This window comes from Ruegeria sp. BHSB064 (genome assembly GCF_059613205.1).
Genome location: NZ_JBXWSB010000013.1, coordinates 1 through 23,000, shown reverse-complemented (window position 1 = coordinate 23,000; position 23,000 = coordinate 1). Strand labels below are relative to the sequence as shown.

The following is a 23,000-nucleotide window of genomic DNA, read 5'->3' as shown; positions in this document are numbered from 1 at the left end:
CCACTTGTCACATGGGCCCCCGTCCCCAGCACCGCCCGAGGTCTGGCCGAACACGCATGTGTTCGGACGGAACCGCGGGCGGGCGCAAACCCCACCGACAGGGCGGACAGGCAGGGTCAAGGAGGGCCAGATTTGGCTCCGCCAAATCTCTGCCGCAAAAACCGGGAGGCCCTGGCCGATAGGTTTTTGCGGATGGTCCCCTTGAGGCTGACTGGCCGGTCTGTCGCGGCCTGATCATTCCGAGCGACGATCGTCCTTTGAGCGCGCAGCGACCGGCACCAAGAGCAGGTCGCTGTAGGCGATCACCCGCGCCGGTGACGGCATCCCTGGAACAGGGATCGGGCCGCCCCAAGATCGTCCTGGGGCGGCCCATCCTCGTCAGGGGATTTAGTCCTGGGGATCCTTCGCGCTCGGCGGAAACATCACCAGCTCCGAGACCGCGACCGGGAAGTCGAGCTTGAGGCTGAAGAACTCCGATCCATCCCCGTTGCGGGTGTTGCGGAACATCGCACCCACGCGTTGAAAGCGGGTGCGCTCCTGGCCATCGGTATCGGTGAACTTGACGGGGACGGTGGCGACGTAGTGGTTGGTCATTTGGGTTACTCCTTGTTGCGATGAGGATCACCCAGCACGGGGGCAAGAGGACCGGTCGCAAGCGCAAATGCGGAGGGTCCGCGGCCCTGCCGTGGAAGCCGTATTTGTGCTTGCCGGAGCGAAGCGCAGGGCACGATTGGGCCGACCCCGTGCGATCCACATCAATGAGCAAAAAAGGAGTGACCCGGATGCCCCTTGCCATCACGCAGTCGCCACCATCCGCGTCCACGTCCTGCCGAACCTGGCCGGGGTGCTGATGACGCCCGCCCGCGTGGATGCGATGTTCCGAAACACCACCCGAGGGTTGTGCAGGTCTTCTGCCTCAAGCGCGTCGTCGCCATCGCCCTTGTCTAGAGCTGTCGTAGATTCGCATGACGCGCGCATAGCCTACCACCAGACCCGATGCGGATGGGCCTAGTGTCGACGGCTCGATGGAATGGGGATGACGGTGCTGGCCGCTGCAGGCCACCGATTAATGCGATTATGTTGCCGCGATCACGCGCCCAAGCTGTCGAGCATCACCATGGTCTCAGGCATCCGCTTCAGTGAGTTCCCAATATGCTCCCGCCAGCGCGGCCCAACCTCCATTGCGGTGGCATAGGCCCGAGCCAGATCATCGGGCCGGTCCTCGGCCATCGCTTCGATAAGGAAAGCCGCCTGCTCGCGGTCCTTCGCGGATTTCAGGCTCCCTGCCCCATCGCGGCGCCGGTCGGCAATGATCAGTTTGTGGACTGCATAACGCTCCGGGCGGGGCACCTGCACCAGAACGCCGGATCTATAGATCGCCGCCGCGTGGATCGGCTCAGCGATCAGGAAGTTGAGATAGTTCAATCCTTGGGCGTTCACGCCCAATGCTGGCAGATCACGGATGGTCTCATCTCCGAACGCCGGTGTGAGAAACTCGACCAACTGGCCGCTGCCACCCTGGGCCCATCGCCATGTCCGACCTTGGTCAAGAGCTGGCAGAGGATCAAATTTGAGCGCTGAGAACGTCTCGGCAAGACCCGGGTCGACCTGATCCTGCAACGCAACGCTGAGCTTCTCGAACTGCGCGATGTCGATGTCGCCAGTATTGGCCATACCGCCAATTGGCAGACGGATACCAAGCTCGCCTTCATAGAGGCGAAATGCATTGGTTCCGACGATGGTGCCACCCAAACGGAAGGTTCCGGCTGCGGCCATGGCCGACAGGATGGAACCGGTCGCCCGGTCGGTCGGTGTCATGCCTTCCGCCCGCAAAAGTCGAACGAGCCGCGACCGTTCCGCCTGCCGATCTTTGGCCGTTGCGCGGAGCTCTTCGATCCGGTCGATGCGCGCGCGCGTCTCGTCGCTGTCTTCGCCGATATAGGTGAACTGCATCTCGGTTCCGACGCGTCGCGCGGCGTACCAATAGGCCTTGTTGCCGCGTTCCTTGAGCGTGGGCTTGCCTTCGATCCCGGACAAGGCGTCGTCCTTCAGGAGACGCACCAGATCGGTATAGGCGCTCATCGCGATGCTGCTGAGGGGTGTCATGCCAATCATTTCCAATTTTTGCTTGGCACGCATATACCTATCAAAACATAAAATTGCTAGGCAAAAGGAACTGAGGGCACCTACACATCCCTGAGAAACCACGAAAGGGCCGCCCGAAGGCGACCCTCTATGTTCACGTCTCCGCGGTCTTCTTCGCCGGGTCGGCAACCCGCATGACCGTCAGGCCTTTCGCTTCCGCCTTCTGCCCGAGGTTCAGCGCGACTCCGTTGCCTCCAAAGAGCACAACCCCCGTCGCCGCGAACTTGTCGTCCAGCATTTCGTCATTGCATTTGAACGGTGCCGCCCGCCCGTGCGCGGACCAGCGCGGATCGAAGCGCGCCTGCGCTATCCCGCGTGCCCGGGCCCACCGAGCCGCGATCATCTCCGCCCCGTGCTTGCCACCCTTGTGGCAGAGGAAGATCTCCTGGTTCCGGTTCTGCTTGATCCGTTCGCGAACCTTGTCGAGCGTGTTGAAGATCACATCGACATCGGTCCAGTCGGTGGCACCCGAGACGATCAGAGGCACCCCCTCGACTTTCGATTTCTCGGCGGTTTCACGGTCGTGCTGCTCCAGCAGTTGCCGCGCCTCGAAAACCGCGCCTGTCTCTTGCGCCCGGACGCTTGCGCGCGACCCGGATGCCGGGATGAAGGCGTGGCCCGTCTCGATCTCGTAGCATTCCGCCGCTGCCTCGCTCATCACCTCGATGGCCCCGACGATCTCGCGCAGCTGCAGAAAGCGCGCCTGCGCCTCTTCGAGCGCGGTCTCGGCGATCTCCGATCCATCGTGGGATTTTGCCAGCGCGCCGATCTTGTCGGCGGTGCGGTCGACCTCCTTGCCAAGCGCCACCTTGCGGCGCTGCAGGATCGTCGCGAACCCGTGCGCGAGTGGTTCGATTTCTGCCTCCAGCCCGGTCGCGCGCAGCGGACCGAGCAGAGCCTCGAAACTCTCGCGGATGATGTGGTCGGTCAGGATGTGATCTTCCGGGATAGGCAACTGTGCGTCCTTCTCGGTCAGTCCGAAAAGCTCAATGGTCTCGTAGGTGTTTGCGGTGTCGTAAGCCATGTCTGGTCTCCAGTATTCAGTTGAGGAGCCACCACGTGAGTGTGGGGGCATGGCCGAATGCCTGGTTTCCGAATCTGCCCGGGTCAGGGACGGCGCAGCCGCCGGCTTGCCGGGCGCAAAAGTTTTCTGCGCGCAGCAGACGACACATGCGCGCGCTCACGCTCGGGACTGTCCCGGGTCAAAGGCCCTGCCCTTGCCGAAAAGTTTTGCGATCCTTGACGCGGGCTGATTTGGGGGCCATCCGGAGGATATGCTTCCACGCTCATGTGTGTGTGTTTTGAGGATAGGTTTGCCCGACCTGAGCAGGCAAACGGACCGACCGGACGCGTGAGACGGATGCAGCGGCGGGATCGTTTTGCCCCGCAAAACAGACCAGAGCGCAATCCGGCGGAGCGGCCGGGGAGGGACGTGCTCGCGAGGCGGGCAAACCGGGATGCCGGGTGCAACGCCGCGGTGAGGCCGCATGGCCGAATGCGCGACGGACCGAAGGGCCGTTCTCCCCTGCGACACGCGCAGCCGAGCGGGGGAAGCCAGTTGACTGGAGACGCTCGGGTCCTTCTAATCGTTCAGGCCTACAGCCCGATTTTTGTAGGTACGCCACAGCCCCAAGCGTTTGATGCGATACTCGACCAGTTCTGGGGAAGTGCCGAACCAAGCGGCAATCTCAGCGGCAGACTTCCCTGCAGTGACCTTGGATCTGACTTCGGTTTCAGGGAGCATGGTCGCGGAGGCGAGATAGAACGCATCGTGTTCCTCAGTGCTATCGTAAGTCCGACCGAACGCATCGGCGACCTTTGCAATCCGGGTCAGTTTGTGTCCGAGGAGGATGTGCCAACACTCTTCAAGATATGTAACTTTCTGACGTTCCGGAGTGTGGCTATCGTTTCGCAAGATTGCCCATCTATCCTCTGCGATATCGAGAGGAACGCTCATGGCTGACCACTCGCGGCCGCCTGGTCCGAGCAAGAACTTGGCGCATTCGGCACCGAGGCCTTGAACATCAGTGACAGTGTAAACATCCACGCCATCAATTCGAATATTCAGCGCGTCGAGGGGCGCATCTAAGGCAACCTCCAAGTCGTCCCGCAGTCCATTGGCCATTTCTTCCATTTCGGATTTCGACAGTGCGACTGACCCAGCCAACTCAGAGTCGGTTTCGGCGAAGTCCTCGCTGACAGGGATCGCGTTGCTACTGTTTCGCACCAGTTGTTGTGCCGCCTGCAAAAGGCAGTGCACGGTTTTGGACTGGACGTTCTTCGCTGCGCGGAAGTGAACCAATGCCACGCTGTCGAAGGATAAACCAGCATCTTGGGCATCCGGACCGAGCCACTCGATGATCCGAATCGTAGAATTGTTATCTGGTTCACCTTCGCCGCGCTCAATCCGAGCCAGCGAAGAAAAGCTGATACCAACGCGCTCAGATAGAGCCCTGATGCTAAGCCCTTCAGATTCGCGCTTTTTCTTCAGCGCTTTGATCAAAGCCTGCTTGTCTGTTTTCATAAGTTAATGCCGTGCTAATCGCACGCCTTGACACGGCGCGCAGTCCTCCCATAGTGTGCTTTTAACACAGAGTCGCACAACATCAAGTGTTCGGGCCCCGGTCCGAGGGCTTTTGGAAAGAGGCGGTAGGAATGAGGAAGAGCATCGAAGACGATCTGAAGGCCATCGGCTTGGGCCTTGATGCTGGCATCCTGCCGACCGTGTTCAATCGGGGGGTCATTCGGCCCGAAAGCTCCTCGGTTGTCTTGAAACCTTCGGGCCAGGAGAACGCCGATGCAAGGCAACAATCGACACGACCCGCAACCCGACCGTGGGAACGGCCCGCCAGAGGGCAAGGGACGTCCGGACAATCCGGGGCGTCCGATTCCGGAGCACCGTTCATCCAGTCAGGACTACGGCTTCGCTATGCGGAAGGTGTAGGGGAATGCCGGGATGCTTACCCGGATCTCCTCTCCTTTCCCCAAGAGAAGCAAATGTGGCTCTTCACTGAGAGCGATCTGATCGAAGGTTTCGGTCGGAGAGCCGCATTTGCCGTCCAACTACCCTATACCAACAAGAAGCCGGTTCGAGCCTGGGGATTCTGGACAACCGCGGTGAGCAAGTCTTGGATCGGGCCGCGGCACACGAATTTTCCAGACGGTTCGATTTGCGCATTTGAACCGAGGGACCGCACGTGGGTACCGGGCCAGTCACTGATCACTTTGCTTGATCTCTACAGCTTGTGGGCGGTGCGGCATCTGTATCTCGAGAAATACGGAAAATGGCCGGGTCGACAATCGGTTCCCATTGCAGCCGAACGACTGCTCGAGCTCGGTGATGACGAATCTTGTGGATGTGAACATCCGCTCGGAACTTATGCCCGGTGTTGCAAGCCAACTGATCAAGAGAACGTCACTGGCTCCGACCTGCTGAATTTCGCGATGAACGCCAGAAGGCCCCCCGCGGAGGTCATTCGCTTTGTATGGAAACCAACCAGCCCTCCAAATCGAAGGGGACTGACAACACGCCAGACTTGAGAAGGAGAATTCAGATGGCAGGCAAAGGTAAGGGCGGGAGCTACCGCAGTGCGAAATCAGGGCGCTACGTGTCCAAGACCTATGGGAAATCGCATCCGCGCACGACCGTGAAAGAAGCGCCCGGCAAGAGCGGGGCCACCGGCGGTAGTTATCGCAGCGCCATCACCGGTCGCTTCGTCACCGCGAAACATGGCAAGGCCAACCCAGGCACGACCGTTAGAGAAAAGTGACAATCCTCAAATTTCGGGAAATCACGGCGAGTGGTAGCGCTGAACAAACCGTCTTGAACCCAATTATCGTGGTTTGGTCTGACTGGTTCGGATATGTCAATATGGAGGTTGCTTCGGACAAACGATCTTTGGTTTCAGAGCAAATGCGGTGTTTCGCAGCTTGTCGAGGCACATGGTCCGGTCCCGGATGTCTTCGCGTTTCTCTCATCAACTCCAGCACAGAGAAAGGGGAACCGTGGTCCCACGGCTCCCCTTTCTGTTCAGACCGTCTAATCTCGCGCGTTGATCACGCGACCAGCGACAGCCCCGCGCCCGCGTCCTGCGGCTGCTCACCGCTGTCGATGAACGGGATGATCGAGAAGGTCTGCCCGCCGCGCTGTTCTTCGTTCTGCACGGCGTTGACGCGCAGGTCGCCATCGGGCGTGTTGATCAGCAGCGACAGGTAGTCATTGCCCGTGCGGCTGCTCTTCGCCATCCAGGCCGAACCGACGCGGATCGGCGTTCCCCGGGGCGAGCTGACCTCGATCCGGTAATCGGGGTGGGTCTCCTCCGTTTTGTAGTTGTTCTCGATCAGCATGAACTCCAGATCGAACATCATGTTGGCGATGTAGCCGGCGAAGGCGTTGTCGGCGTCCATCGCCGTCAACTCGCCCGAGATCGAGCCGGACTTCATGATGCCGTTCGAGACCAGCGGGATGATCTCAAATTCACCGCTCTTGGCCGCGCGCGCTTCCTTTGTCTGCACGGCATTGATGCGGAACGGACCAAGACCGACATCGATCTGCATCGAGATGTAGGGGTTGCCGCTGGTATTGCCGGTCTCGTTCCAGGCCGTGCCGATGCGCACCTTGCGGCCTGATTTGTTCACCGCCGTCACGTCAAAATCCGGGCTGCGCTCGGACATCTTCGGGCGGGTTTCGAGCTGGATGGCGATGTCGAAACGCGTCGAATGAATCATGCCGGTGTACTCGGCGGCTGCGGTCTCGACATTGCGGGTGAGGATTCCTGCGAACATGGGATGGTTCCTTTTGGATTGTCCGGTGCCTGACGTCCTTGCCAGCGCATCCGGGATTGCTTTTTCGACCCCTCCTGGGATCACAAACCAGAAAGCACGCTTTCCTTTCTTCCCAACCTTCAGATCAGCGCTGCCGCCTGAGTGGTTGTACCAGCTCCCCGCCCTGTACGACGCCCCTCCCCTGCCCGTCTGGCCTCAGATGGCTGTGTTGGCTCTTCTCGTCGCCCTCTTCCGATTCCGCGATGAAGAACTCTGCCTCATCCCCGTTCAGCCGCTGCCCGCTGCGGTCGGTCAGCCCGATGGTGCTGCCGTTCGGCTCAAACGTGATCAGGTACTGGCCGAGGCTATCTTTGTGTACGCGGTAGCCGGTATTGGCCCAGTGCACGGTCTGGCCAGCATCAATGGCGGCTCTAATCTCTTCGAGTGTCATGATCTCATCCGACTCCTCCCCGCGAGATACTCCGCCAGCAAAGGACTGGCCTCGCCCTTCGCGGAGCTGAGCAGCTCCGAGCCGGAAAGCGTCGCTTTCGACAGGCGTACGAGCCCGCCGGTTTCCTCGATGCGGTAGCAGCGGCGTTTTTGCCGCCCGCGTCTGTAGTGCGTCGCGGTGACGATCTGGCAGGTGCTGCCATCGGTGAGCGTCACAGGTGCGGCGAGCTTGATCTTGTCGCCTTCCTCGTAGTTCGGGATCGAAGCCCATTCCCGGCAGCGCTGGCGCCATGCATGGGCGTAGCTGTCCGGGTCTTTCAGGTCGGAGAGTAGGGCCAACAGTCTCAGTGGCGCGCGGGATTCGACCGGTCCCGCGCTTTCCTCCATGTCCTTGTAGCCCCAGCAGCCGTCATCGTATCGGGTGAGGAAGACAGCCCCGAAAGTGATGGAGCCATCCGCATCGGTCACATAGGTCGCTTCCTCGACAGGGGTGCCGTCGAGATTGGCGACCCTTGCCGCCGCATACCAGGTGGAGCCGACCTTACAGGCCTTGACCAGTTCGGTTTTGCGCCTGTCGCCCTCGAAAGTGCAGAGCCGGGCAATCTCCGCTTTCTCATCCGCATAGGTCTGGACGCGGCGATCGGTATAGAAGAGCCAACCCATCACGCCGCCCTCCGGTCATCGATTTCCATCAGCGCATCGAGCGGCACGCGGTAGGGCTGCATCGCGTCGAAATCCTCGCAATTGCCGCAGTTCTGCACGATCGCGAAGGTGTCGCAGGCATCCTTGAGGATGACCCGGAAGGTGCCGCCAAAACCCGAGGGCACCTCGTAGGTTCCGCCGATGAGATAGTCCGAGGCCCGGCGCACGAAGACGCGGATGCTGTGGCCATCGGTAGCGAGCCGGATGGCCCCCCGCCCCCGGTCGATGAGCACCTGCACATCATCGAGGATGTCAGTGTAGAACTGACCGGTCAGATCGCGAAACGCCATGCGGCGCTGCGCCATCCAGTCGCTGTCGCGAAACGGGTTCATGCCGTCGGCGAAGGCGAAGGAGGGATCGGCCTGCTCGGTGGTAACGATGCGGGTGGTCGTGCCGTCGATGCCGTTCGAGCGCAGATGCACACCATTGCCGACGATGAGGATCAGGGCGGGCCTGTCCACGGGCCCGTTCCAGTTGGGCAGGAAGGTCTTGCAGGCGCGCGCATGAGCGATCTGCGCCGCAACTGCGGAGGCAGAGAACTTGAGAATAGCCATGGGGATATCTTTCCGTTGGGTGTGGGAGGGGCGACCCGCGCGGGCGGCTTGGCTCGCGCGGGTCGCGTGAGGGCTCAGGCCGCTTGCGCGAACTCGCTGTCAGGCTCCGGAGTTTCCGCGGTGTGCTTCGCCTCATCACAGGCGCCACCCGCGGTCTGCATCATCGGCGGGCACCAGGCGGCCACGGCAGCGCGCTGTGCGTCCGTGAGTGTGGCGAAGGGCTCGGCGAAGAGCTTGTCGCAGAAGGTGACGATCTCCTTCTTACTCGAAGAGGCCAGCGTCACCGCCTCCTGGGCGAGGCCCAGATCCTCGCCGAGGATTTTCAGGAGCCAGGCCTTCTTAAAGCGATTGAAGAGCGCCGCGTTCGGTGTCCAGTGGGCGCGAATGTCAGGCATGATCTCGATCTCGAACGCATGTATCAGGCTGTCGCGCCGCGGGTCCCGTGCAAAGCAGGACTGCGTGGTGCTGGCCGTGGCATAGGCGACGAGCTTGGCCTTCTCACAAGCATTGAGCGCGCGAAACGCCGCGAACTGATCGGCGGGCGCGCGGGTGTCATCGAGCCACGAGAGGTCGAGCGCATCATGCGCCGCGGCCACCTGCTCGAGCGAGGTCTCGTCGATCTCGTCCATCTTGGCGTGGTTGCGGTATTCCTTGCGGGCATCGATCTTGATCGCCTGCGTGACGCTCATGCCGTGACCCAGAACGTCACTCACCAGTTTGAAGAGCGTCAGATCGAGCGTAGCCTCGGGGTGCAGCGCCATCGCGGCGCCAAGGGCCATAGCCCGCTCGGTCTTGAGGTCCTCAGCCAATGAGGCCGTGTAGGTGATTTCGCCGGCGTCCGGGGCCTCTTCCCCGGTCGGGTTGGCCGAGGAGCCGCGCGCGCCCTCCTCTTTGACGGTATCCTCGGGGCGCACGAGACCCACATGGAGGGTCACCTGGCCACTCGACCATGAGGCGATCACGCCTGCGCGGGCAAGGTCCTCGGCGCTGTAGGCTTCCTGCAGGTCGCGGGCTTCCTCTTCCAAGGCGTCCACGCGGTCGTAGAGCGCATTGTAGGCATCGTCTTCGAGCCCCTCATCCTCCATCTCGAGTTGCAGTTTCTCAAGCTGGGCGGCAATCTCGTCGATGCGTTTCTGGGCAGCCTCATCCGGTTCGATCGGGCCGGGATAGACGCGGCCGTAGTCGGCCATGGTCGCATAATCATAGCGCAGCATTGCATCCGACCAGGCAAAGCCAAGTTTTGCGCGGGCCTGCTCAGCGGCAGCCCCGAGTTTCTCGAGCAGGATGGTCTCGACCAGCGCCGCATCCTCGAGCACCGAATGCTCCTCCAGAAGATCGGCCGCGACAGCGCCGCCGCGGGCCTCGTAGTCCGCGCGCACGAAAGCCCCGATATCATCGCTGACCTGCACACCGCGGGATTTGAGCGCCTGACGGACAGTATAGGCCTGCAGGTAGCTGTCTTCCTTGGTCAGCGCCTCGAAGACCTCCTTCTGCACCTCCTGGCTCGGGTGCTCAGCGAAAGCCTTCATTGTGTCGAGCGTGATCGCCTTACCCCTGGCCGCGGCACGGATATCGGGGTGGACAAGGCCGTAGCGCAACCGGCCTTTCACGGCGGCCACCGTGGTGCCGAAGGTCTTGGCGATGGTCTCGGGCGTCTGACCGTCGACTTCCATCATCCGCGCGAAAGCCTCGAACTCGTCTATGGCATTCATCGGCGCTTGCGTGATGTTCTCGGCGAGCGACAGAGCCGTGGTGACGTCGCAATCCTCGGGCACGAGGCGGCAGTCGACCTTGGTTTTCGCGGTGAACCCCTTGGCGGCCTTGTCCGCGACCAGCTCCTTGAGCGCGGCATGGCGCCGGCCTCCGGCGAGGACAGCGTATTTGCCGTCAAGCTTCTGGACCAAGAGCGGCTGCAGGAGGCCCAGAACAGCAACGCTGGCTTTGAGATGCGCGATGTTTTCGGGATCATAGGTTTCCGGCGAGTTGCTGCGCACATTGGCGGGGTGAGCTGTCAGATCGCCGATGGCGACGGAGACGGGTTTGAAGCTTGCGGTCATGGGATATCCTTCTCGATGGATTAGATGCGGCCCGCGCATTCAGATGCGCGGTCAATCCCCAAGGACGGGGATCACAACGACAAAAGGCCCACTCTCCCTTTGAGGGGTCAGTGGGCCTTCATTTCTTGAGGTGTCAGGAGGGGATGTCCCCTCCCCTACCAGTCGCGCGCCAGCATGATGGTCAACACGCGCATGGTGGTGGCGGGGTTTTCCGGGGTCTCGGCCCCGTAGCGGAAGTCGGAATCCGCTTCATAGAAGTTTCCATGCAGGAGGTCGCGCTGACCGGATAGGTTAGGCGCAAATTCAAACAACGGGAGACTTCCAAGATGATGACGCCTACCATTGCGGCTACCTGCTTTGTCGCCATTGATCTGAGCAAATCGAAATGGCTTGTTGCGCTTGATGCGCCGCATTTGGCCAAGATCAAATCTGTTCGCTTGGACGGGTTTGATACGCCGGGACTGATCGATCTGGTTCGAACGACGGTCGCGGAGGCGATGGAGCTTTGCGGGCCTGACCAGCGACCGATTGTTTGCTTTGAAACTGGGTACGATGGTTTCTGGCTGCAAAGGCTGCTGTCCAACGAAGGGATCGAAACCTTGGTTGTGGATCCGACAAGCTTTCTGGTGAACCGGAAAGCGCGCCGGGTTAAAACAGATCGCGTCGATGCCGAAGGCATGGTCGTTCTGCTCAAGAACTATTGTTCCGGTGATCGAAAGGCGTTCCGCACGGTGCGTGTTCCAACCGTTGCCGAAGAAGATGCCAAGCGCTTCCACAGAGAACGCAAAAGGCTGATGAGCGAGCGCACCGGCCACATCAATCGCATTCGCGCCCTTCTCGCCTTGCAAGGCGTCCGACACATCAATCCGGCGATGGTTACATGGCGCAAAAGGTTGGAAGAGCTCGAAACAGCTGATGGCCGCCCCTTCCCACGTCAGCTCATGCGCGAGATTGTCCGTTCCTTCGAACGCTTGGAACTGGCGAACCACATGATCAAGACTCTGGCAGAGGAACGCGACGAAGCCCTTGCAACGGAACATGAGCGGTTCCCAGAACATGAAAAGGCCGTACTGCTCGAAGGACTTCGCGGTGTCGGACGGCACAGTGCGATGCTTTTGTCCGCGGAGGTGTTTGGGCGAGAGTTTAAGAACAGGCGACACTTGTCCTCCTACCTCGGCCTGACGCCCAGCCCCTATTCCAGCGGTGACGTCGAACGAAGCCAGGGTATCAGCAAGGCGGGAAACCGACCGGCGCGAACTCTCGGGATCGAACTGGCGTGGTGCTGGTTGCGGTATCAACCACAAAGCGCCCTTGCACGCTGGTTCCGGAAATACACTGCTGAACGCCCAGGAGTCAGAAAGAAAGTCGCCATCGTCGCTCTTGCCCGGAAGCTGATCGTGGCCTTGTGGAGATACGTGGAAACGGGACTTGTCCCGTCTGGCGCGGTTCTGAAGGCGGAGGTGTAAAACGGGACACTGAAACTTCAGAACAACGCGCAACGCCGGATGGTTGAGTGACCGAGAAGATTGATGGTCTTCACAAACCCTGTAGAAGTTTGGTCCCAACCAAGGCGGCTCTATTCCGGGAACGTGAACGGAAATTTGGTTCGGGCGGCACGCCCACCGTATGCAAGTCGATGCCACTGGAGTGCGCATATTCGAGGAGCCAAACCAGCGTTGCAAAGGAAGAAAAGGACTTGAAAATGTAATTTCCTCATGCAAGTCGATGCCACTGGAGTGCGCATATTCGAGGAGCCAAACCAGCGTTGCAAAGGAAGAAAAGGACTTGAAAATGTAATTTCCTCATGCAGATCGATTTTCCAGAACACGGTCTCGCCCCGGATCTCGACCGCCCCGAAATCATGCCAGCCTTCGGGATCGTTCTCGGGTGCGAACACGTCGAACTCTCCTGCGGCTTTCACCGCCGCGGCCATGAAGCCGTCTCCTGCCTCCATCAGCGAGCGGGTCACATGCATGCGGCCCTGAATGGGCTGTTCGGGCGCGATCCCGAGGCAAGCCAGCTTGCGGAAGGCGTCATTCTGGGCGGCGATCAAGGCGGCGTCCGGGCGATCTGTCTGGGGCTGTGCGGTGGTGGTCATGGGTTTATCCTTTGAGAGTTTTGAAACACCCTCCTCAAAGCCTGCTTTCCCTTTACTGGCACAAACCGCTCAAGCGGCCTGGGCGCCCTCCCCTGCCCTACCCGCCTCCGACCGTGCGATCAGGTAGTCGCAGGCGCGCTGCGCGTCGGCCGCGTGCTTGAAGATCGCATTCTTGTCAGAGCGCAGAACGCGTAGCCAATTGTAGAGATACGCCGCGTTCATCTCGAGCGTATGGGCCGTAAAGCCGAGCGTCTGGCCAAGGAACACCGAGGTCAGCTCGGCGACGATCTCTTCGCGCGCGTAAGAGGTGTTGCCGAACTTCGAGAGCCCGAAATCACGGTTCAGCCGATGGCGCGCCTTGGTGGCATGGGCCAGCTCATGGGCCCAGACCCCGTAGAAATTCCGCGGGTTCTCGAACCGCGCGATCGACGGCATGAAGACCTTATCCACGGGCGGCAGATAGTAGGCTTCCGTCCCTGTGAAGACGGTCGTGATGTCAATGGCGTCGAAAAACGCCTGCATATGCGGGATGGGCTTAGACGGCGGATGTTCAGGCACTGGCTCGGGGTCCGGATAGAAGCTCTCGGGCAAGCCCTCGATCTGACAGGCATTGAACACGCGGTAGGATTTCTGGAAGCGGAAGATGCGGGCTTCCTCAGAGCTATCATCGCCGTCGCTACGGTCGTCCTCATCGGCGGCGTCCTTCCGGCTTTGGCCATAGTAGACAACGACAGACGACTTCTCGCCCTTGCGAACCTTTGCGTCCAACGCATTGGCCTGCGGAAGTGTCATCCAGAAGGGCGAGCTGTGGCCCGCCATCACGGTGCGCATAGTCAGCAGGAAGTTGTTCACGCCTTGGTAGGGTTCACCGCCCACGCGCAGTGGGCGCGAGCTGCCACCTGCGGTCCATGGCTTGCGCCATGGAAGGACGCCACGCTCGATGATGCGGATGATTTCGTTCGTGATGACCTCGGAGGCATCAAATTTGGGCGTGCGGGATCGGGCCATGGCTGGCGTCCTTTCGAGTTTTGGTGAGAAAGACAGACCGGAATCCGGCCTGGACCCGACTGAGGGACCCCCAAGGGCCCTCATCCGTCAGTCACTAAACCCGAAGGACACTTTCCCTTTCCACCGGCCAATTTGACCGAGATAACTGCCGAGGGTCCGACACCACCACGGTTCCCAGTGACTTCATGCAGTAAGTGCCGGTTGGGGTCCAAATTCGGCAAGCCACATCGGCAACTCCGGCCTGACCGCAGCGGTCTTTATCGTATTATCAATACCTTACCTGATGTTTTGGATCGGCAAAGAACGCGCCTACTACGACTTTCGTGGACCAAAAATCAGGATTTGCTTCGTTCAGAGCAATGCCGCGCTGCGGATAAGAATGCGAAATGAAGGCGCAGCACTTCCTGTCAGCTTGAAATTCAGCGATGTTGCCGCTATATACCGTCAGAATAGCCGAAGGATGACAAAACATGCATATTGCTAACTTTGCTGAAGGCGGACAGTTCGAGCCCCGAAAGATCGCGGCAGTGCTACGCACATCAGCAGAAGAGATCGCCTTGACCGTTGGTCTCGGCAAGGACGCCCTTCAACGGCGGGCGCGGATCGGCTCTGACAAAACGCAGCGCCGTTTGCGTGAATTGGTCGAGGTGCTCAACAAGGTCGAACCGCGCTTTGGCTCGGAACTAATGGCCTATGCATGGTACCGGTCAGAACCCCTACCCGGCTTTGATGGCCGTACAGCCATGCAGCTTGTGCAGGAAGGCAAAGCGCAGCAAGTTCTGGAATATATCGATGCAGTCGATGCGGGCGTCTTTGCCTGATGCCCCTGAAAGATGGATGCTACACAGGACCACTCTATCGCGCCCTGAACCCGGTCTATGCGCGTGAACCTCTGTCCGGACGAGGCGCTGAACTCTATGGAGGGCGGTTTAACGCCAAGGGCACCCCTGCTCTCTACACTTCGCTGGATCCCGCGACCGCTCTTAGAGAAGCCAACCAGGTCGGCAGCCTGCAACCCACTATCCTGGTGTCCTACAAGGCCGACCTTGGGCCTATTTTCGATACCCGCGATCAGGACAGGCTCGAACGGTATGGGATGACAGCGTCAATGCTTGCCGATCCTGCATGGCGCATGAAAATGCTCGAAGGGCAATCAGTTCCGACGCAGGATTTAGCACGCGCCCTCATAGCGGATCGGTTTGCGGGGCTTCTGATCCAAAGCTTTGCGAAGGGTGCGTCATCATCGGACTTCAACATCGTGTTGTGGGTCTGGACGGACAATAAGGGTTCTTTGGCAGTGGTGGATGATGAAGAGCGATTGTCACGCATGGGAACTGTGAGACTTGGTGCCTGATCTGTCCACCGCGGTGGACATCGGCCGGTCGGAGGAATGCGGAATGACCGTGCAGTATCGCCCTAGTGATTTTCGACTTCGTGGCGTTGATGAGCGTGGAGAGACCGCGCGTCATTGGACCATTTGCCGGTCAGGCGTCCACCGCGGTGGACGCTAGGCGGATTGCATACCAGTTTTAGACAGACGCTTGATTAAAGCCACTGGATCAAATTGGTCTTGACGTTGGCCCAAGGTGATACTGTGAAAATACGCTCCAAAGTCCCTGATGCGTTTTCCAAGTTCTAGCATGATGAAGATCGCGCATGACGCTTTCTGAGCTCCTACTGCATCCTTGGCTTTCTCGAATGTTTCTGGGTGAATGCCCATCATGGGTGCAAGTGTTCGAGCATGGTTTTCAATGTCCAACCAGTCTCTAAGTCTCTCTGTGGAGAACGATGTCGCTTGATTGCAGACTGAGGTCAGCAAGTCTGGTTTCAGAGCTTCATTGCCTATGTTGCTATCTAAATCTTTTTTTTCTTCTTCAGACTTAGATTGGTGCCGGACAGTTTGTCCGTCATTGGCGGACAATTCCACAGTTTCTGGTGGGTCATCTGGGGTATACAAACTCTGGCATTCGCTGTCCGTGTCGGCGAGCAGCGCGTGGTATTCGGGGAGGCTCAGCTTCCTGCGTAGAGCTTTCCGTGCGTGGTTAATGAGTGTGTTGCTGGGATCATGCTCTTCCAAATGGGCGAGCTTTGTAAGGATCTGTTTGCGGACAAATATCCCATCCCGCCGGTTATTTTCCATCTCATGTGCGATGGCGATAAGCTCGCTCGCACGTTGGAGGAGGGGGGCTAGAGACAGTCCATAGCTGACGCATTGACCGCCGGATGAGCGAACGCGGTAGCGCTTTCGGTTCGAGCTGTCATTGCGCTCGATGAAACCGAGTTCAACGAAACGGTTGATGTGTCTGCGGAGGGTCCGTTCGTCGATTCCGCCGACGCGCTGGCAAATCGAGTTGTTGGACGCGAAAACCGTTTCGCCATGGCCTGGTTTCAAGAAACTGAGCATTGCTTGAAGTGTTTGGATATGGCCAGGGCGCAGACCGAACACGCTGCGTGCATCTCTCAGTGCCCTGAAGATGGTCCAAATGTCGGTTTCAGCCGCAGGAATTGGACCGCGTGATGCATCAGCGCCAGCGGTTCCGATCGATAGTTTTGTAAATGCCATGGTTTGTTCACGACGACCGTTTGGCCCACAACTTCCGAGTCTCTTCCCAAAATTTCACTCAGGAAAAGGCAATAAAAATCCGTCCACCGAATCGGTGACTCTTGACCGGTTTGCTGGAGGTTGCTACATCATGAGTGCTAATCGAATGATGAGGGCTCTCCAGGGGAAACTTTGGGGGGCTCTTTTCTTTCTGGTCTTCGCTTTTCTCCTCTGCTCGCGTTACTCTGTGTGGCTTGGGTTAGGACCCAGAGCCGCTCTCATTCCGCCACTGGTCGAAGAGCTGCAAAAGCGTTGCCTCCGCGCGCTCTTCGATCCATTGGCCGAATTCAGGGTGATCCTTCTTGGCGATCTTGATGGCGATCGTTTTCTGATCGACTGTCAGCGTTCCCACAGAGCTACCGTCCGCATCTTTGACGACGGACGTTAGGCTGCCGTTGGCTTGTTTCTTGTCGTTACGCGCCTTGTTGGAGCAAGCCGAGTAGACTGCATGAAACTTTTCCGCGCTCGGAGTTTCGTCGGGCAGCGCTGCAATCACCTCTTTGGCCGTGTTCACCAGATCTATCTTTTTCGAGAAAGCGGCCAGGTCACCCCACTGCCGTCGTCCGATGCCATGTGCTGGCCCTATTAGCTGTACAAGCCCTTCTGGCAGTTGCTCTATAACGACGCGATGGTTGGACACGCCCTGCCGTGTCAAGCCGAGAGCATCCTGAATGACGTTTGGTTTGTAACCTGATTCCTGCATCTCTTTGATAAAAATAGATTTCTCAATGAAAGACGGGTCTAGTCGGAGGTTGTTCTCTTGGCCCTGTGCGATCAGAGAAGCGTCGTCATCCAAGGTCCGAACGATCGCCTTGACCGTTCCGCCAACCATGCGGATCGCTGCAAGCCTGCGTCGTCCGTAGATGATGCGGTATCTGTCCGGTTGCGCTGATGGACGGACCATAATTGGTACTTGTTGCCCATGCTTGCGAATGCTTTCGGCCAACTCATCAATGCTGGAATCCTCCAGCACCAACCGATCGCGCAGGCCATCCATATCAATCTGGTCGGGTTCGATGTCACGGATCGAATTCGCGGTAATCTCGCGCAAAGAGTCGCGCAATCCGCCAACAGAACCTGGCAGTTTTGCTGCCTTTGATGGGGTAGGGGAGGGGGCCGCGCTCTCCTTCTCGTCCTTTGGTGGCTGATTGAAGATGTTTCGGGCCATCAGCGACGCCCCCATGCCATTTGGATTGTCTGTTCCAACTCATCGCCAACGCCGTTCACGCTGGTCAAAGCGCGATCAATCGTTTTTCTGATGAATTGGCTAGGATCAACTTCGTAGACGGTTTGCTGGGTCATACCAGCGTCCGAGATTGCCGTAGATTTCAACATTGGTTCAGTCATGACTTGTCCGGCCAAGATCGATCTCAGGTAGCCCGCCATTTGCGTCTGGGGCCCGTCCGACGGTTCGTATCTCGTGATCAAGAACTTTACGAAGTCCCAGGTAACGCGCCGGCCAATGGCTTCTTCCACGGCCTTGACCGTTTCCGAAGCAAGTTTCAGGAACTGGCTCATGGAAGCGATGTCGAGCATGCCGGGTACCACGGTTACCAAAAGCCCCGTCGAGGCTGCCAACGCCGTAAGGGTCAAAAAACCAAGTTGAGGTGGGCAGTCGATTAGGACGATGTCGTAATTCGCCTCTACTTCCTCAAGCGCTAAGGCGAGACGCTCCGCAAATATGGGCTGCACCCGGCGAGCAAGGGCGTTTGCCGTCTCGGTTTCGTATTCCGAGAGCATTAGACCCGCTGGGACCATATCGAGCTTGTGGAAGTAGGTTTTTTGGACGACGGCTGAGAGCGGAACTTGTTCCTCATATCTCAGGGCATCATAGATTGTGCCGCCTTCGGCGAACTCGAGCTCGGGCCGAAAGCCGAAAAAGGTGGTCAGGCTTGCCTGCGGATCGAGATCCAAGACCAACACTCTGTAGCCTCGCAAGGCGTACCGTTGTGCAAGATGGATCGTTGCTGTCGTTTTTGACGATCCGCCTTTGAAATTGACGACAGATATCACCTGGAGACGATCGCCATCGCGTCGACCAGGGCGGTAGCTTTCTGCGTTCTTTCCAGTGCGCACCAGAATATCGCGCAACTCATCAATCTCTTGCGCTGTGTAGAACCGGTGCCCGCGGTTGTCTGTATGCACTTCCGGGAAGCTGCCGTCCTTGTGCCGGTTGCGTAGGTTAGATGTGCTTACGCGCAGGAGGCTGGCAACCTCGGTAGAACTGAAACGGCGTAGGGACTTTCGCTCCTCGGGCTCGAAAGCGATCTTCATCTGGCGATCCAAAGACTCAGCCAGATTGTCGGCAAATGCTCCGATGTCGGAAGAGCCTATGCCTTGCACGTATCCAACGTTACGATCATCCATATCCTGCCGCCTACTCTCGGCCTCTGTTGAGGCTCTTAGTCATTCTGACGGTGTACAGCGTGTCTGACGCGTTTTGCCGTCAGAATGGGAATGCCACGATCCAGTGAGTCCGGCAAGAAGAATCTAGATGTAGTGTGAAAGTTATCCACAGCACCAATACGTTCATTCGCATCAGGATAGCCGCAAACTTTTGATTTTATTGCATTAAGCCGACACGATCGCACTTCAAGCCACCAATCCGACTTGTTTGGATGGTTTCAGCTAAACCCATGCACCCAATGGCACAATTGACCTTCTGACGGTGTCTGGAGCTATAGATTTAGTTGGATGAGCCCCTGCTAGTTACAGTCGGGAGTTAGCCGATTCTGATGAAATTAGACCAAGTCGCTCCGCTCGTTCGAGCAACATTTTGACCGACGACGGCTGCCAGCTCGTGCGACCTCGAGGGGTGCGCTCACGCATAGACTCAAGCCGGTCGCAGATTGCCTGCAGCGTGATGCTTGGATCCGCACCCTTAATGGCCGCCACGATGGCAGGCAGGCGGTCATCGGTTTCGCGCCGTCCGGCGCGGCCGAGCACTTCATCGGGCAGAAACCCGTCGCGCACATATGCCTTCACAGCGCGAAGCAGGCGGCTTTGGGTCCAACGCCGATCATAGGGCAGGGGGGCATTGATAATCCGCAGGACGTCTTCCCAAGCCATGTCGGGGCGCAGGCGGCGCACATGCGGCACCCAATCCTGCGCGGACTCGTTCAGGCGCTCCATGTAGCCGTCCTGTCGCGCCAGCCGCACCTTGCGCAGCGCGGCGGGGTCCTTGACGCGAAGCCCAGGGTTGCCGCCTACGCGCCCTTTGGCGCGTGCCGAGGCAAGCCCGGCCTTGGTGCGCTCGCGGATCAGGGCACGCTCGAACTCGGCCGCAGCGCCCAGAACTTGCAGCGTGAATTTGCCCTGCGGGGATGAGGTGTCGATGGGGTCCTGCAGGGAGCGGAAGAAGGCCCCCTTGGCCTCCAGACGCTCAATCACTTCGAGAAGATGCGACAAGGACCGCGCAAGCCGGTCGATCCGAACGACGACCAGCGTATCGCCGCTCTGGACGCGTTCGAGCACGCGCGCAAGCACCGGACGCGCGCGATTGCCGCCGGAGGCTTGTTCTTCGAAGATTTCGGCGCAACCCACAGATTGAAGGGCCTCTGACTGGGGCAGGGGGGTCTGATCCTCTGTGGATACGCGTGCATAGCCTATCAAGGGCATGAAAACGGGCCGTTTGCAATTTAAGGTATCGCTAATAAACGACCGTTTGACGACGGCGATGCAAGGCTCCCGACATTGACGAAACTCTCCCATTGGCATATATTGCCAACAAGGAGACTGCCACCATGGTCACACGCAACGTCGTCCTAACAGAAACTCAAGACCAGTTAGTTCAGGCATTGGTCACGTCTGGCCGATACCAGAATGTGAGCGAGGCCATGCGGGCGGGTTTGCGGCTGCTTGAGCAGGAAGAGGCTCAGCTGGCCGGCATTCGGGGTGGCCTTTTGGAAGGTCTGCAGCAGGCGGAACGCGGCGATTTGGCCGAAGGGAGTGGGGCGGATGCAGTTCGTCGGGCTTTTGCGAGGGCACGGACGACATCATGAGCCGAACTTTCCGGCTCACCCGCCGTGCGGAAGAAAGCCTCGTTGAGATTGCCCGCTGGACCATTGAAACCTTCGGACCACGTCAGGCGGATATCTACGAGGCAGAACTGCTTTCCCGTTGCGATGCCATTGTAAGTGGCCAGGCACATAGCAGAAGCTGTTCAATCTTGGTCGAAAATGCCGAGGACCTGAGATACCTAAGGGCAGGGGAGCATTTCCTGGTGTTTGTGGATCGGCCTAAAGAAGTCATCATCGTCGATATTCTGCATTCCCGCAGCGATCTGCCGCGCCACATTGCGGCTTTGACAGCACTCAGAAGCAATGAAGGTTGATCCTATTCAAAGACCCGCGGCCCTGGTCAGGTTCACGCGGAAACGGTCCCGGCGGCGCTGGTAGCGACGGGTCATCTCGGCCGAGGCGTGCCCGAGCTGCTTCTGGACGTATCGCTCGTCGACTTCGGCCGATGAGGCGAGGCCCGCACGCAAGGAGTGGCCGGAGAAAAGTGCGAGGCGGTCTTTCTCGGGCAAGCCTGCACGAATGCCGGATTTCAGCACCGTTGCCTTGATGAGCCGGGCAACATGCTTGTCGTTTAACCGCTTTTCTGATGCTCGTTTGCCATCGCGTGAGGTGCCGACGAAGACCGGGCCGAAGTCGATCTTGGCAAAGTGCAGCCACTGTTCTAGCGCGTGCACGGGGCAGGTCTGGTCGGATGAGCCGCGGCCGATCTCGACCTCGCGCCAGCCTGTCTTCGCGTTGAGCGTCAGCACCGCGCCGTCGTCGGGGACCGTTCAAAACTCTGGGGTGAATCCGATCAGGTGATGTAATCTCCTTGCCCATAGATGGTTTTTTTTGGAGGTGAGAATGCATTGGCGCATCATTTTGGAAGCGGTTGACCCGACAGGGGACGAGTACAGCAAAGAGTTTTTGATCGACAAGGACTTCGACGGTCTGGCGGACGGGAATGTGGGCTGTTCAATCGATGATGGCAAAGCGATCATGAAACAAATTCAGAAGATCGTTATCGAACGCGAGCTGGATTTGTGGACCCGGTATTGCCGCGCGTGTCCAAGTTGCGACGGCCTGTTGCCCATCAAGGATTACCAATCACGAAAACTGCTCACCGTGCATGGAACAGTGTCGGTGAAGTTTCCCCGGCTCGTCGTTTGCCAGAAATGCCACCCAGCAATGTGCATGGCGTTTTCTCCGGTTGCGAATATCTGCCCAGACCGAGCTACCCCGGAACTGTTAGAACTGTCTGCAAAACTGGGTGCCAGGTTTTCCTACCGGGAGGCAGCAGATGTTCTGGCAACGTTTTTGCCCGATCAATCTGCGCGAAGCTTCACGACACTTCGCAATCGAACTTTGGCCATCGGAAAGCGGATCGAAGAAGCCGAAAGGCATCAGCACTGGTTCGAAGACCTGGACTATTCAGACAGAAAACAGCTTGAGCTTGCGCTTGTCGACGACCCGGCAAGTGAATTTATTTTCAATGTCGACACGGCGCATATTCCGCTGGTCAAGCGATATGGTGGCCGAACATTCGAAGCGGTTGTTGGCCATTGTGGACGCGGCGGAAGAGGCGATCCGCCGGGGCCAGTTTTTGCGTTTGAGGGTACACAGCCCAGAGAATTAATGGCGGTTGCAGCCTTGGCATTGAAGAGCCAAGGTTATGCAGATCAGGGCGAAATCACGGTCATTTCGGATGGCGCAGAATGCCTGAAGCGCCTGGCGGGCATGCTTCCGCAACCAGTGACCCACATCCTCGATTGGTTTCATATTTCAATGAAGATACAGCCGCTGGCCCAGCTCGCGGTAACGGCTTCGAAGCACCTATCGAACTTTGGAGACCATATCGAAAGGATAAAGTGGCGGTTGTGGAACGGACAAGCGGGCCGCTCGCTTTCTCTCATTGCAAGGGTTCGACGAGATTTGTCCAGAAACACTGTGCCAAGCATATGGGCATACCGCGCCGACAAATTGCTAAGAACTCTGCAGATCTACATAAGGCGAAACAAGAGTTCGGTGGTCAACTACGCTGAGCGGTACCGCTCAGGAAAGCGGATTGCAACCGCACCGGCAGAGGCGAGCGTCAACCGGCTGGTCGCCAAAAGATTTGTGAAAAAGCAACAAATGCGATGGTCCCGGACCGGAGCACATTACCTGCTGAAGGTTCGCGCATCCGTGTTGAATGGAGACCTGCCTGAACGAACGAAATATGAAGCGCCGAGGTCACCTTCTCCGGGCAACATTGCGAGCTTCATTAGCCCTACACCGCCTTTGCTCAAAGCAGCGTGACCCCACCGTTTTGAACGGTCCCCTCTGACTGTCGCGATCGACGTGAATACCCGTATGGTTCTGGGGTTCCACCTGTCGCTGGAGCCGCCTTCGCTTCTCTCGGTCGCGCTTTGCCTGACCCATGCGGTGATGGAGAAATCGCACTGGCTGGCGGCGCGCGGCATCAATACGGACTGGCCCGCGCATGGCATCCCCAGGGCGATCCACGTGGACAACGTCCTATGTCGGGAACTTTTGGCTGTTTAAGTCAGCAGGTCATGGGGCATCCGGCGAACCGGATGCCCTGTAATCGTTGCCCAGACGGGCTCTGCCGTCAAGAAATGA

The 23,000-nt window shown here is 58.8% G+C and carries 24 protein-coding genes and 3 pseudogenes; 9 read left to right on the top strand and 18 right to left on the bottom strand.

Features of this window, described 5'->3' with window-relative positions:
* Positions 1–387 precede the first annotated feature (387 nt).
* The 5 genes from AC2FNU_RS05065 to AC2FNU_RS05045 form a co-directional block, all read right to left on the bottom strand.
* Positions 388–594 carry a hypothetical protein gene (locus AC2FNU_RS05065; RefSeq protein WP_007120662.1) on the bottom strand — a complete coding sequence of 69 codons (207 nt, stop codon included), beginning with the start codon at positions 592–594 and terminating at the stop codon, positions 388–390.
* 201 nt (positions 595–795) lie between these two features.
* Entirely contained in the window at positions 796–978 is a 183-nt protein-coding gene (locus tag AC2FNU_RS05060; protein ID WP_496785619.1) for a hypothetical protein, read from the bottom strand.
* A 111-nt stretch (positions 979–1,089) separates the two neighbouring features.
* Positions 1,090–2,106 (bottom strand): nucleotidyltransferase family protein, encoded by a 1,017-nt coding sequence (locus AC2FNU_RS05055; RefSeq protein ID WP_496785614.1) that lies wholly within the window; start codon positions 2,104–2,106, stop codon positions 1,090–1,092.
* Positions 2,107–2,239: 133 nt separating this feature from the next.
* A complete protein-coding gene (locus AC2FNU_RS05050; protein ID WP_496785612.1) occupies positions 2,240–3,169 on the bottom strand; it encodes a DUF2493 domain-containing protein in 930 nt (309 codons plus the stop codon).
* A 558-nt stretch (positions 3,170–3,727) separates the two neighbouring features.
* Positions 3,728–4,669 (bottom strand): ImmA/IrrE family metallo-endopeptidase, encoded by a 942-nt coding sequence (locus AC2FNU_RS05045; RefSeq protein WP_496785610.1) that lies wholly within the window; start codon positions 4,667–4,669, stop codon positions 3,728–3,730.
* Between the two features lie 131 nt (positions 4,670–4,800).
* On the opposite strand from AC2FNU_RS05045, the gene AC2FNU_RS05040 reads away from it, so the two are divergent.
* Together AC2FNU_RS05040 and AC2FNU_RS05035 are read left to right on the top strand one after the other, a co-directional pair.
* Positions 4,801–5,685 carry a hypothetical protein gene (locus tag AC2FNU_RS05040; RefSeq protein WP_496785607.1) on the top strand — a complete coding sequence of 295 codons (885 nt, stop codon included), beginning with the start codon at positions 4,801–4,803 and terminating at the stop codon, positions 5,683–5,685.
* Between the two features lie 14 nt (positions 5,686–5,699).
* The gene (locus AC2FNU_RS05035) at positions 5,700–5,915 is read left to right on the top strand and encodes a hypothetical protein (protein WP_496785603.1); all 216 of its coding nucleotides are present in this window, start codon (positions 5,700–5,702) and stop codon (positions 5,913–5,915) included.
* Between the two features lie 286 nt (positions 5,916–6,201).
* On the opposite strand, the gene AC2FNU_RS05030 is transcribed toward AC2FNU_RS05035, so the two are convergent.
* The 6 genes and pseudogenes from AC2FNU_RS05030 to AC2FNU_RS05005 all read right to left on the bottom strand — a co-directional run.
* On the bottom strand, positions 6,202–6,930 hold the full coding sequence (locus tag AC2FNU_RS05030; protein WP_496785602.1) for a DUF736 family protein: 729 nt from the start codon (positions 6,928–6,930) through the stop codon (positions 6,202–6,204).
* Between the two features lie 124 nt (positions 6,931–7,054).
* The gene (locus AC2FNU_RS05025) at positions 7,055–7,360 is read right to left on the bottom strand and encodes a hypothetical protein (RefSeq protein WP_496785600.1); all 306 of its coding nucleotides are present in this window, start codon (positions 7,358–7,360) and stop codon (positions 7,055–7,057) included.
* Positions 7,357–8,022, bottom strand: a complete 666-nt coding sequence (locus AC2FNU_RS05020) for a DUF6927 domain-containing protein (RefSeq protein WP_496785598.1) — start codon at positions 8,020–8,022, stop codon at positions 7,357–7,359. Before AC2FNU_RS05020 ends, AC2FNU_RS05025 begins: the two co-directional genes overlap by 4 nt.
* Positions 8,022–8,615: a regulator gene (locus AC2FNU_RS05015; RefSeq protein WP_496785597.1), complete on the bottom strand. Its 594-nt coding sequence runs from the start codon at positions 8,613–8,615 to the stop codon at positions 8,022–8,024. The genes AC2FNU_RS05020 and AC2FNU_RS05015 overlap by 1 nt, the downstream gene beginning before the upstream one ends.
* 74 nt (positions 8,616–8,689) lie before the next feature.
* On the bottom strand, positions 8,690–10,672 hold the full coding sequence (locus AC2FNU_RS05010; protein ID WP_496785596.1) for a ParB/RepB/Spo0J family partition protein: 1,983 nt from the start codon (positions 10,670–10,672) through the stop codon (positions 8,690–8,692).
* Positions 10,673–10,827: 155 nt separating this feature from the next.
* Positions 10,828–10,932, bottom strand: a pseudogene (locus AC2FNU_RS05005) (DUF3768 domain-containing protein); the annotation flags it as partial.
* A gap of 66 nt (positions 10,933–10,998) precedes the next feature.
* On the opposite strand from AC2FNU_RS05005, the gene AC2FNU_RS05000 reads away from it, so the two are divergent.
* On the top strand, positions 10,999–12,138 hold the full coding sequence (locus tag AC2FNU_RS05000; protein WP_496785593.1) for an IS110 family RNA-guided transposase: 1,140 nt from the start codon (positions 10,999–11,001) through the stop codon (positions 12,136–12,138).
* A 335-nt stretch (positions 12,139–12,473) separates the two neighbouring features.
* Here AC2FNU_RS05000 and AC2FNU_RS04995 read toward each other — a convergent pair.
* A pseudogene (locus tag AC2FNU_RS04995) lies at positions 12,474–12,770 on the bottom strand (DUF3768 domain-containing protein); the annotation flags it as partial.
* Positions 12,771–12,839: 69 nt separating this feature from the next.
* Positions 12,840–13,778, bottom strand: coding sequence for an ArdC family protein (locus AC2FNU_RS04990; protein ID WP_496785589.1), 939 nt, complete (start codon positions 13,776–13,778; stop codon positions 12,840–12,842).
* 470 nt (positions 13,779–14,248) lie between these two features.
* Between AC2FNU_RS04990 and AC2FNU_RS04985 the strand changes: the two genes are divergently transcribed.
* Together AC2FNU_RS04985 and AC2FNU_RS04980 are read left to right on the top strand one after the other, a co-directional pair.
* Entirely contained in the window at positions 14,249–14,599 is a 351-nt protein-coding gene (locus AC2FNU_RS04985) for an MbcA/ParS/Xre antitoxin family protein (RefSeq protein ID WP_496785584.1), read from the top strand.
* Positions 14,599–15,132 (top strand): RES family NAD+ phosphorylase, encoded by a 534-nt coding sequence (locus AC2FNU_RS04980; protein WP_496785581.1) that lies wholly within the window; start codon positions 14,599–14,601, stop codon positions 15,130–15,132. Before AC2FNU_RS04985 ends, AC2FNU_RS04980 begins: the two co-directional genes overlap by 1 nt.
* Before the next feature lie 153 nt (positions 15,133–15,285).
* Here the strand turns inward: AC2FNU_RS04980 and repC are convergent, their stop codons facing one another.
* The 4 genes from repC to AC2FNU_RS04960 all read right to left on the bottom strand — a co-directional run bounded on the left by repC (position 15,286) and on the right by AC2FNU_RS04960 (position 19,998).
* Entirely contained in the window at positions 15,286–16,341 is a 1,056-nt protein-coding gene (gene repC / locus AC2FNU_RS04975) for a plasmid replication protein RepC (RefSeq protein ID WP_496785579.1), read from the bottom strand.
* Positions 16,342–16,579: 238 nt separating this feature from the next.
* The gene (gene repB, locus AC2FNU_RS04970; protein ID WP_496785577.1) at positions 16,580–17,548 is read right to left on the bottom strand and encodes a plasmid partitioning protein RepB; all 969 of its coding nucleotides are present in this window, start codon (positions 17,546–17,548) and stop codon (positions 16,580–16,582) included.
* Entirely contained in the window at positions 17,548–18,747 is a 1,200-nt protein-coding gene (gene repA / locus AC2FNU_RS04965) for a plasmid partitioning protein RepA (RefSeq protein ID WP_496785576.1), read from the bottom strand. Before repA ends, repB begins: the two co-directional genes overlap by 1 nt.
* Before the next feature lie 342 nt (positions 18,748–19,089).
* Positions 19,090–19,998 (bottom strand): recombinase family protein, encoded by a 909-nt coding sequence (locus tag AC2FNU_RS04960; protein WP_496785575.1) that lies wholly within the window; start codon positions 19,996–19,998, stop codon positions 19,090–19,092.
* Positions 19,999–20,123: 125 nt separating this feature from the next.
* On the opposite strand from AC2FNU_RS04960, the gene AC2FNU_RS04955 reads away from it, so the two are divergent.
* A complete protein-coding gene (locus AC2FNU_RS04955; RefSeq protein ID WP_496785573.1) occupies positions 20,124–20,381 on the top strand; it encodes a type II toxin-antitoxin system ParD family antitoxin in 258 nt (85 codons plus the stop codon).
* Positions 20,378–20,713 (top strand): type II toxin-antitoxin system RelE/ParE family toxin, encoded by a 336-nt coding sequence (locus tag AC2FNU_RS04950; RefSeq protein WP_496785571.1) that lies wholly within the window; start codon positions 20,378–20,380, stop codon positions 20,711–20,713. Before AC2FNU_RS04955 ends, AC2FNU_RS04950 begins: the two co-directional genes overlap by 4 nt.
* A gap of 6 nt (positions 20,714–20,719) precedes the next feature.
* On the opposite strand, the pseudogene AC2FNU_RS04945 reads toward AC2FNU_RS04950, so the two are convergent.
* Positions 20,720–21,160 (bottom strand): annotated as a pseudogene (locus AC2FNU_RS04945) (tyrosine-type recombinase/integrase); the annotation flags it as partial.
* An 82-nt stretch (positions 21,161–21,242) separates the two neighbouring features.
* On the opposite strand from AC2FNU_RS04945, the gene AC2FNU_RS04940 reads away from it, so the two are divergent.
* Both AC2FNU_RS04940 and AC2FNU_RS04935 read left to right on the top strand, forming a co-directional pair.
* A complete protein-coding gene (locus tag AC2FNU_RS04940) occupies positions 21,243–22,676 on the top strand; it encodes an ISKra4 family transposase (RefSeq protein ID WP_496785569.1) in 1,434 nt (477 codons plus the stop codon).
* A gap of 24 nt (positions 22,677–22,700) precedes the next feature.
* Positions 22,701–22,922: a TnsB C-terminal domain-containing protein gene (locus tag AC2FNU_RS04935; protein WP_496785692.1), complete on the top strand. Its 222-nt coding sequence runs from the start codon at positions 22,701–22,703 to the stop codon at positions 22,920–22,922.
* Positions 22,923–23,000: the final 78 nt, after the last annotated feature.

Excerpts from the sequence above, each read along its gene's own strand:
- AC2FNU_RS05065 (WP_007120662.1), bottom strand. The coding sequence starts at position 594 with ATGACCAACCACTACGTCGCCACCGTCCCCGTCAAGTTCACCGATACC.
- AC2FNU_RS05060 (WP_496785619.1), bottom strand. The coding sequence starts at position 978 with ATGCGCGCGTCATGCGAATCTACGACAGCTCTAGACAAGGGCGATGGC.
- AC2FNU_RS05055 (WP_496785614.1), bottom strand. The coding sequence starts at position 2,106 with ATGACACCCCTCAGCAGCATCGCGATGAGCGCCTATACCGATCTGGTG.
- AC2FNU_RS05050 (WP_496785612.1), bottom strand. The coding sequence starts at position 3,169 with ATGGCTTACGACACCGCAAACACCTACGAGACCATTGAGCTTTTCGGA.
- AC2FNU_RS05045 (WP_496785610.1), bottom strand. The coding sequence starts at position 4,669 with ATGAAAACAGACAAGCAGGCTTTGATCAAAGCGCTGAAGAAAAAGCGC.
- AC2FNU_RS05040 (WP_496785607.1), top strand. The coding sequence starts at position 4,801 with ATGAGGAAGAGCATCGAAGACGATCTGAAGGCCATCGGCTTGGGCCTT.
- AC2FNU_RS05035 (WP_496785603.1), top strand. The coding sequence starts at position 5,700 with ATGGCAGGCAAAGGTAAGGGCGGGAGCTACCGCAGTGCGAAATCAGGG.
- AC2FNU_RS05030 (WP_496785602.1), bottom strand. The coding sequence starts at position 6,930 with ATGTTCGCAGGAATCCTCACCCGCAATGTCGAGACCGCAGCCGCCGAG.
- AC2FNU_RS05025 (WP_496785600.1), bottom strand. The coding sequence starts at position 7,360 with ATGACACTCGAAGAGATTAGAGCCGCCATTGATGCTGGCCAGACCGTG.
- AC2FNU_RS05020 (WP_496785598.1), bottom strand. The coding sequence starts at position 8,022 with ATGGGTTGGCTCTTCTATACCGATCGCCGCGTCCAGACCTATGCGGAT.
- AC2FNU_RS05015 (WP_496785597.1), bottom strand. The coding sequence starts at position 8,615 with ATGGCTATTCTCAAGTTCTCTGCCTCCGCAGTTGCGGCGCAGATCGCT.
- AC2FNU_RS05010 (WP_496785596.1), bottom strand. The coding sequence starts at position 10,672 with ATGACCGCAAGCTTCAAACCCGTCTCCGTCGCCATCGGCGATCTGACA.
- AC2FNU_RS05000 (WP_496785593.1), top strand. The coding sequence starts at position 10,999 with ATGATGACGCCTACCATTGCGGCTACCTGCTTTGTCGCCATTGATCTG.
- AC2FNU_RS04990 (WP_496785589.1), bottom strand. The coding sequence starts at position 13,778 with ATGGCCCGATCCCGCACGCCCAAATTTGATGCCTCCGAGGTCATCACG.
- AC2FNU_RS04985 (WP_496785584.1), top strand. The coding sequence starts at position 14,249 with ATGCATATTGCTAACTTTGCTGAAGGCGGACAGTTCGAGCCCCGAAAG.
- AC2FNU_RS04980 (WP_496785581.1), top strand. The coding sequence starts at position 14,599 with ATGCCCCTGAAAGATGGATGCTACACAGGACCACTCTATCGCGCCCTG.
- repC (WP_496785579.1), bottom strand. The coding sequence starts at position 16,341 with ATGGCATTTACAAAACTATCGATCGGAACCGCTGGCGCTGATGCATCA.
- repB (WP_496785577.1), bottom strand. The coding sequence starts at position 17,548 with ATGGCCCGAAACATCTTCAATCAGCCACCAAAGGACGAGAAGGAGAGC.
- repA (WP_496785576.1), bottom strand. The coding sequence starts at position 18,747 with ATGGATGATCGTAACGTTGGATACGTGCAAGGCATAGGCTCTTCCGAC.
- AC2FNU_RS04960 (WP_496785575.1), bottom strand. The coding sequence starts at position 19,998 with ATGCCCTTGATAGGCTATGCACGCGTATCCACAGAGGATCAGACCCCC.
- AC2FNU_RS04955 (WP_496785573.1), top strand. The coding sequence starts at position 20,124 with ATGGTCACACGCAACGTCGTCCTAACAGAAACTCAAGACCAGTTAGTT.
- AC2FNU_RS04950 (WP_496785571.1), top strand. The coding sequence starts at position 20,378 with ATGAGCCGAACTTTCCGGCTCACCCGCCGTGCGGAAGAAAGCCTCGTT.
- AC2FNU_RS04940 (WP_496785569.1), top strand. The coding sequence starts at position 21,243 with ATGCATTGGCGCATCATTTTGGAAGCGGTTGACCCGACAGGGGACGAG.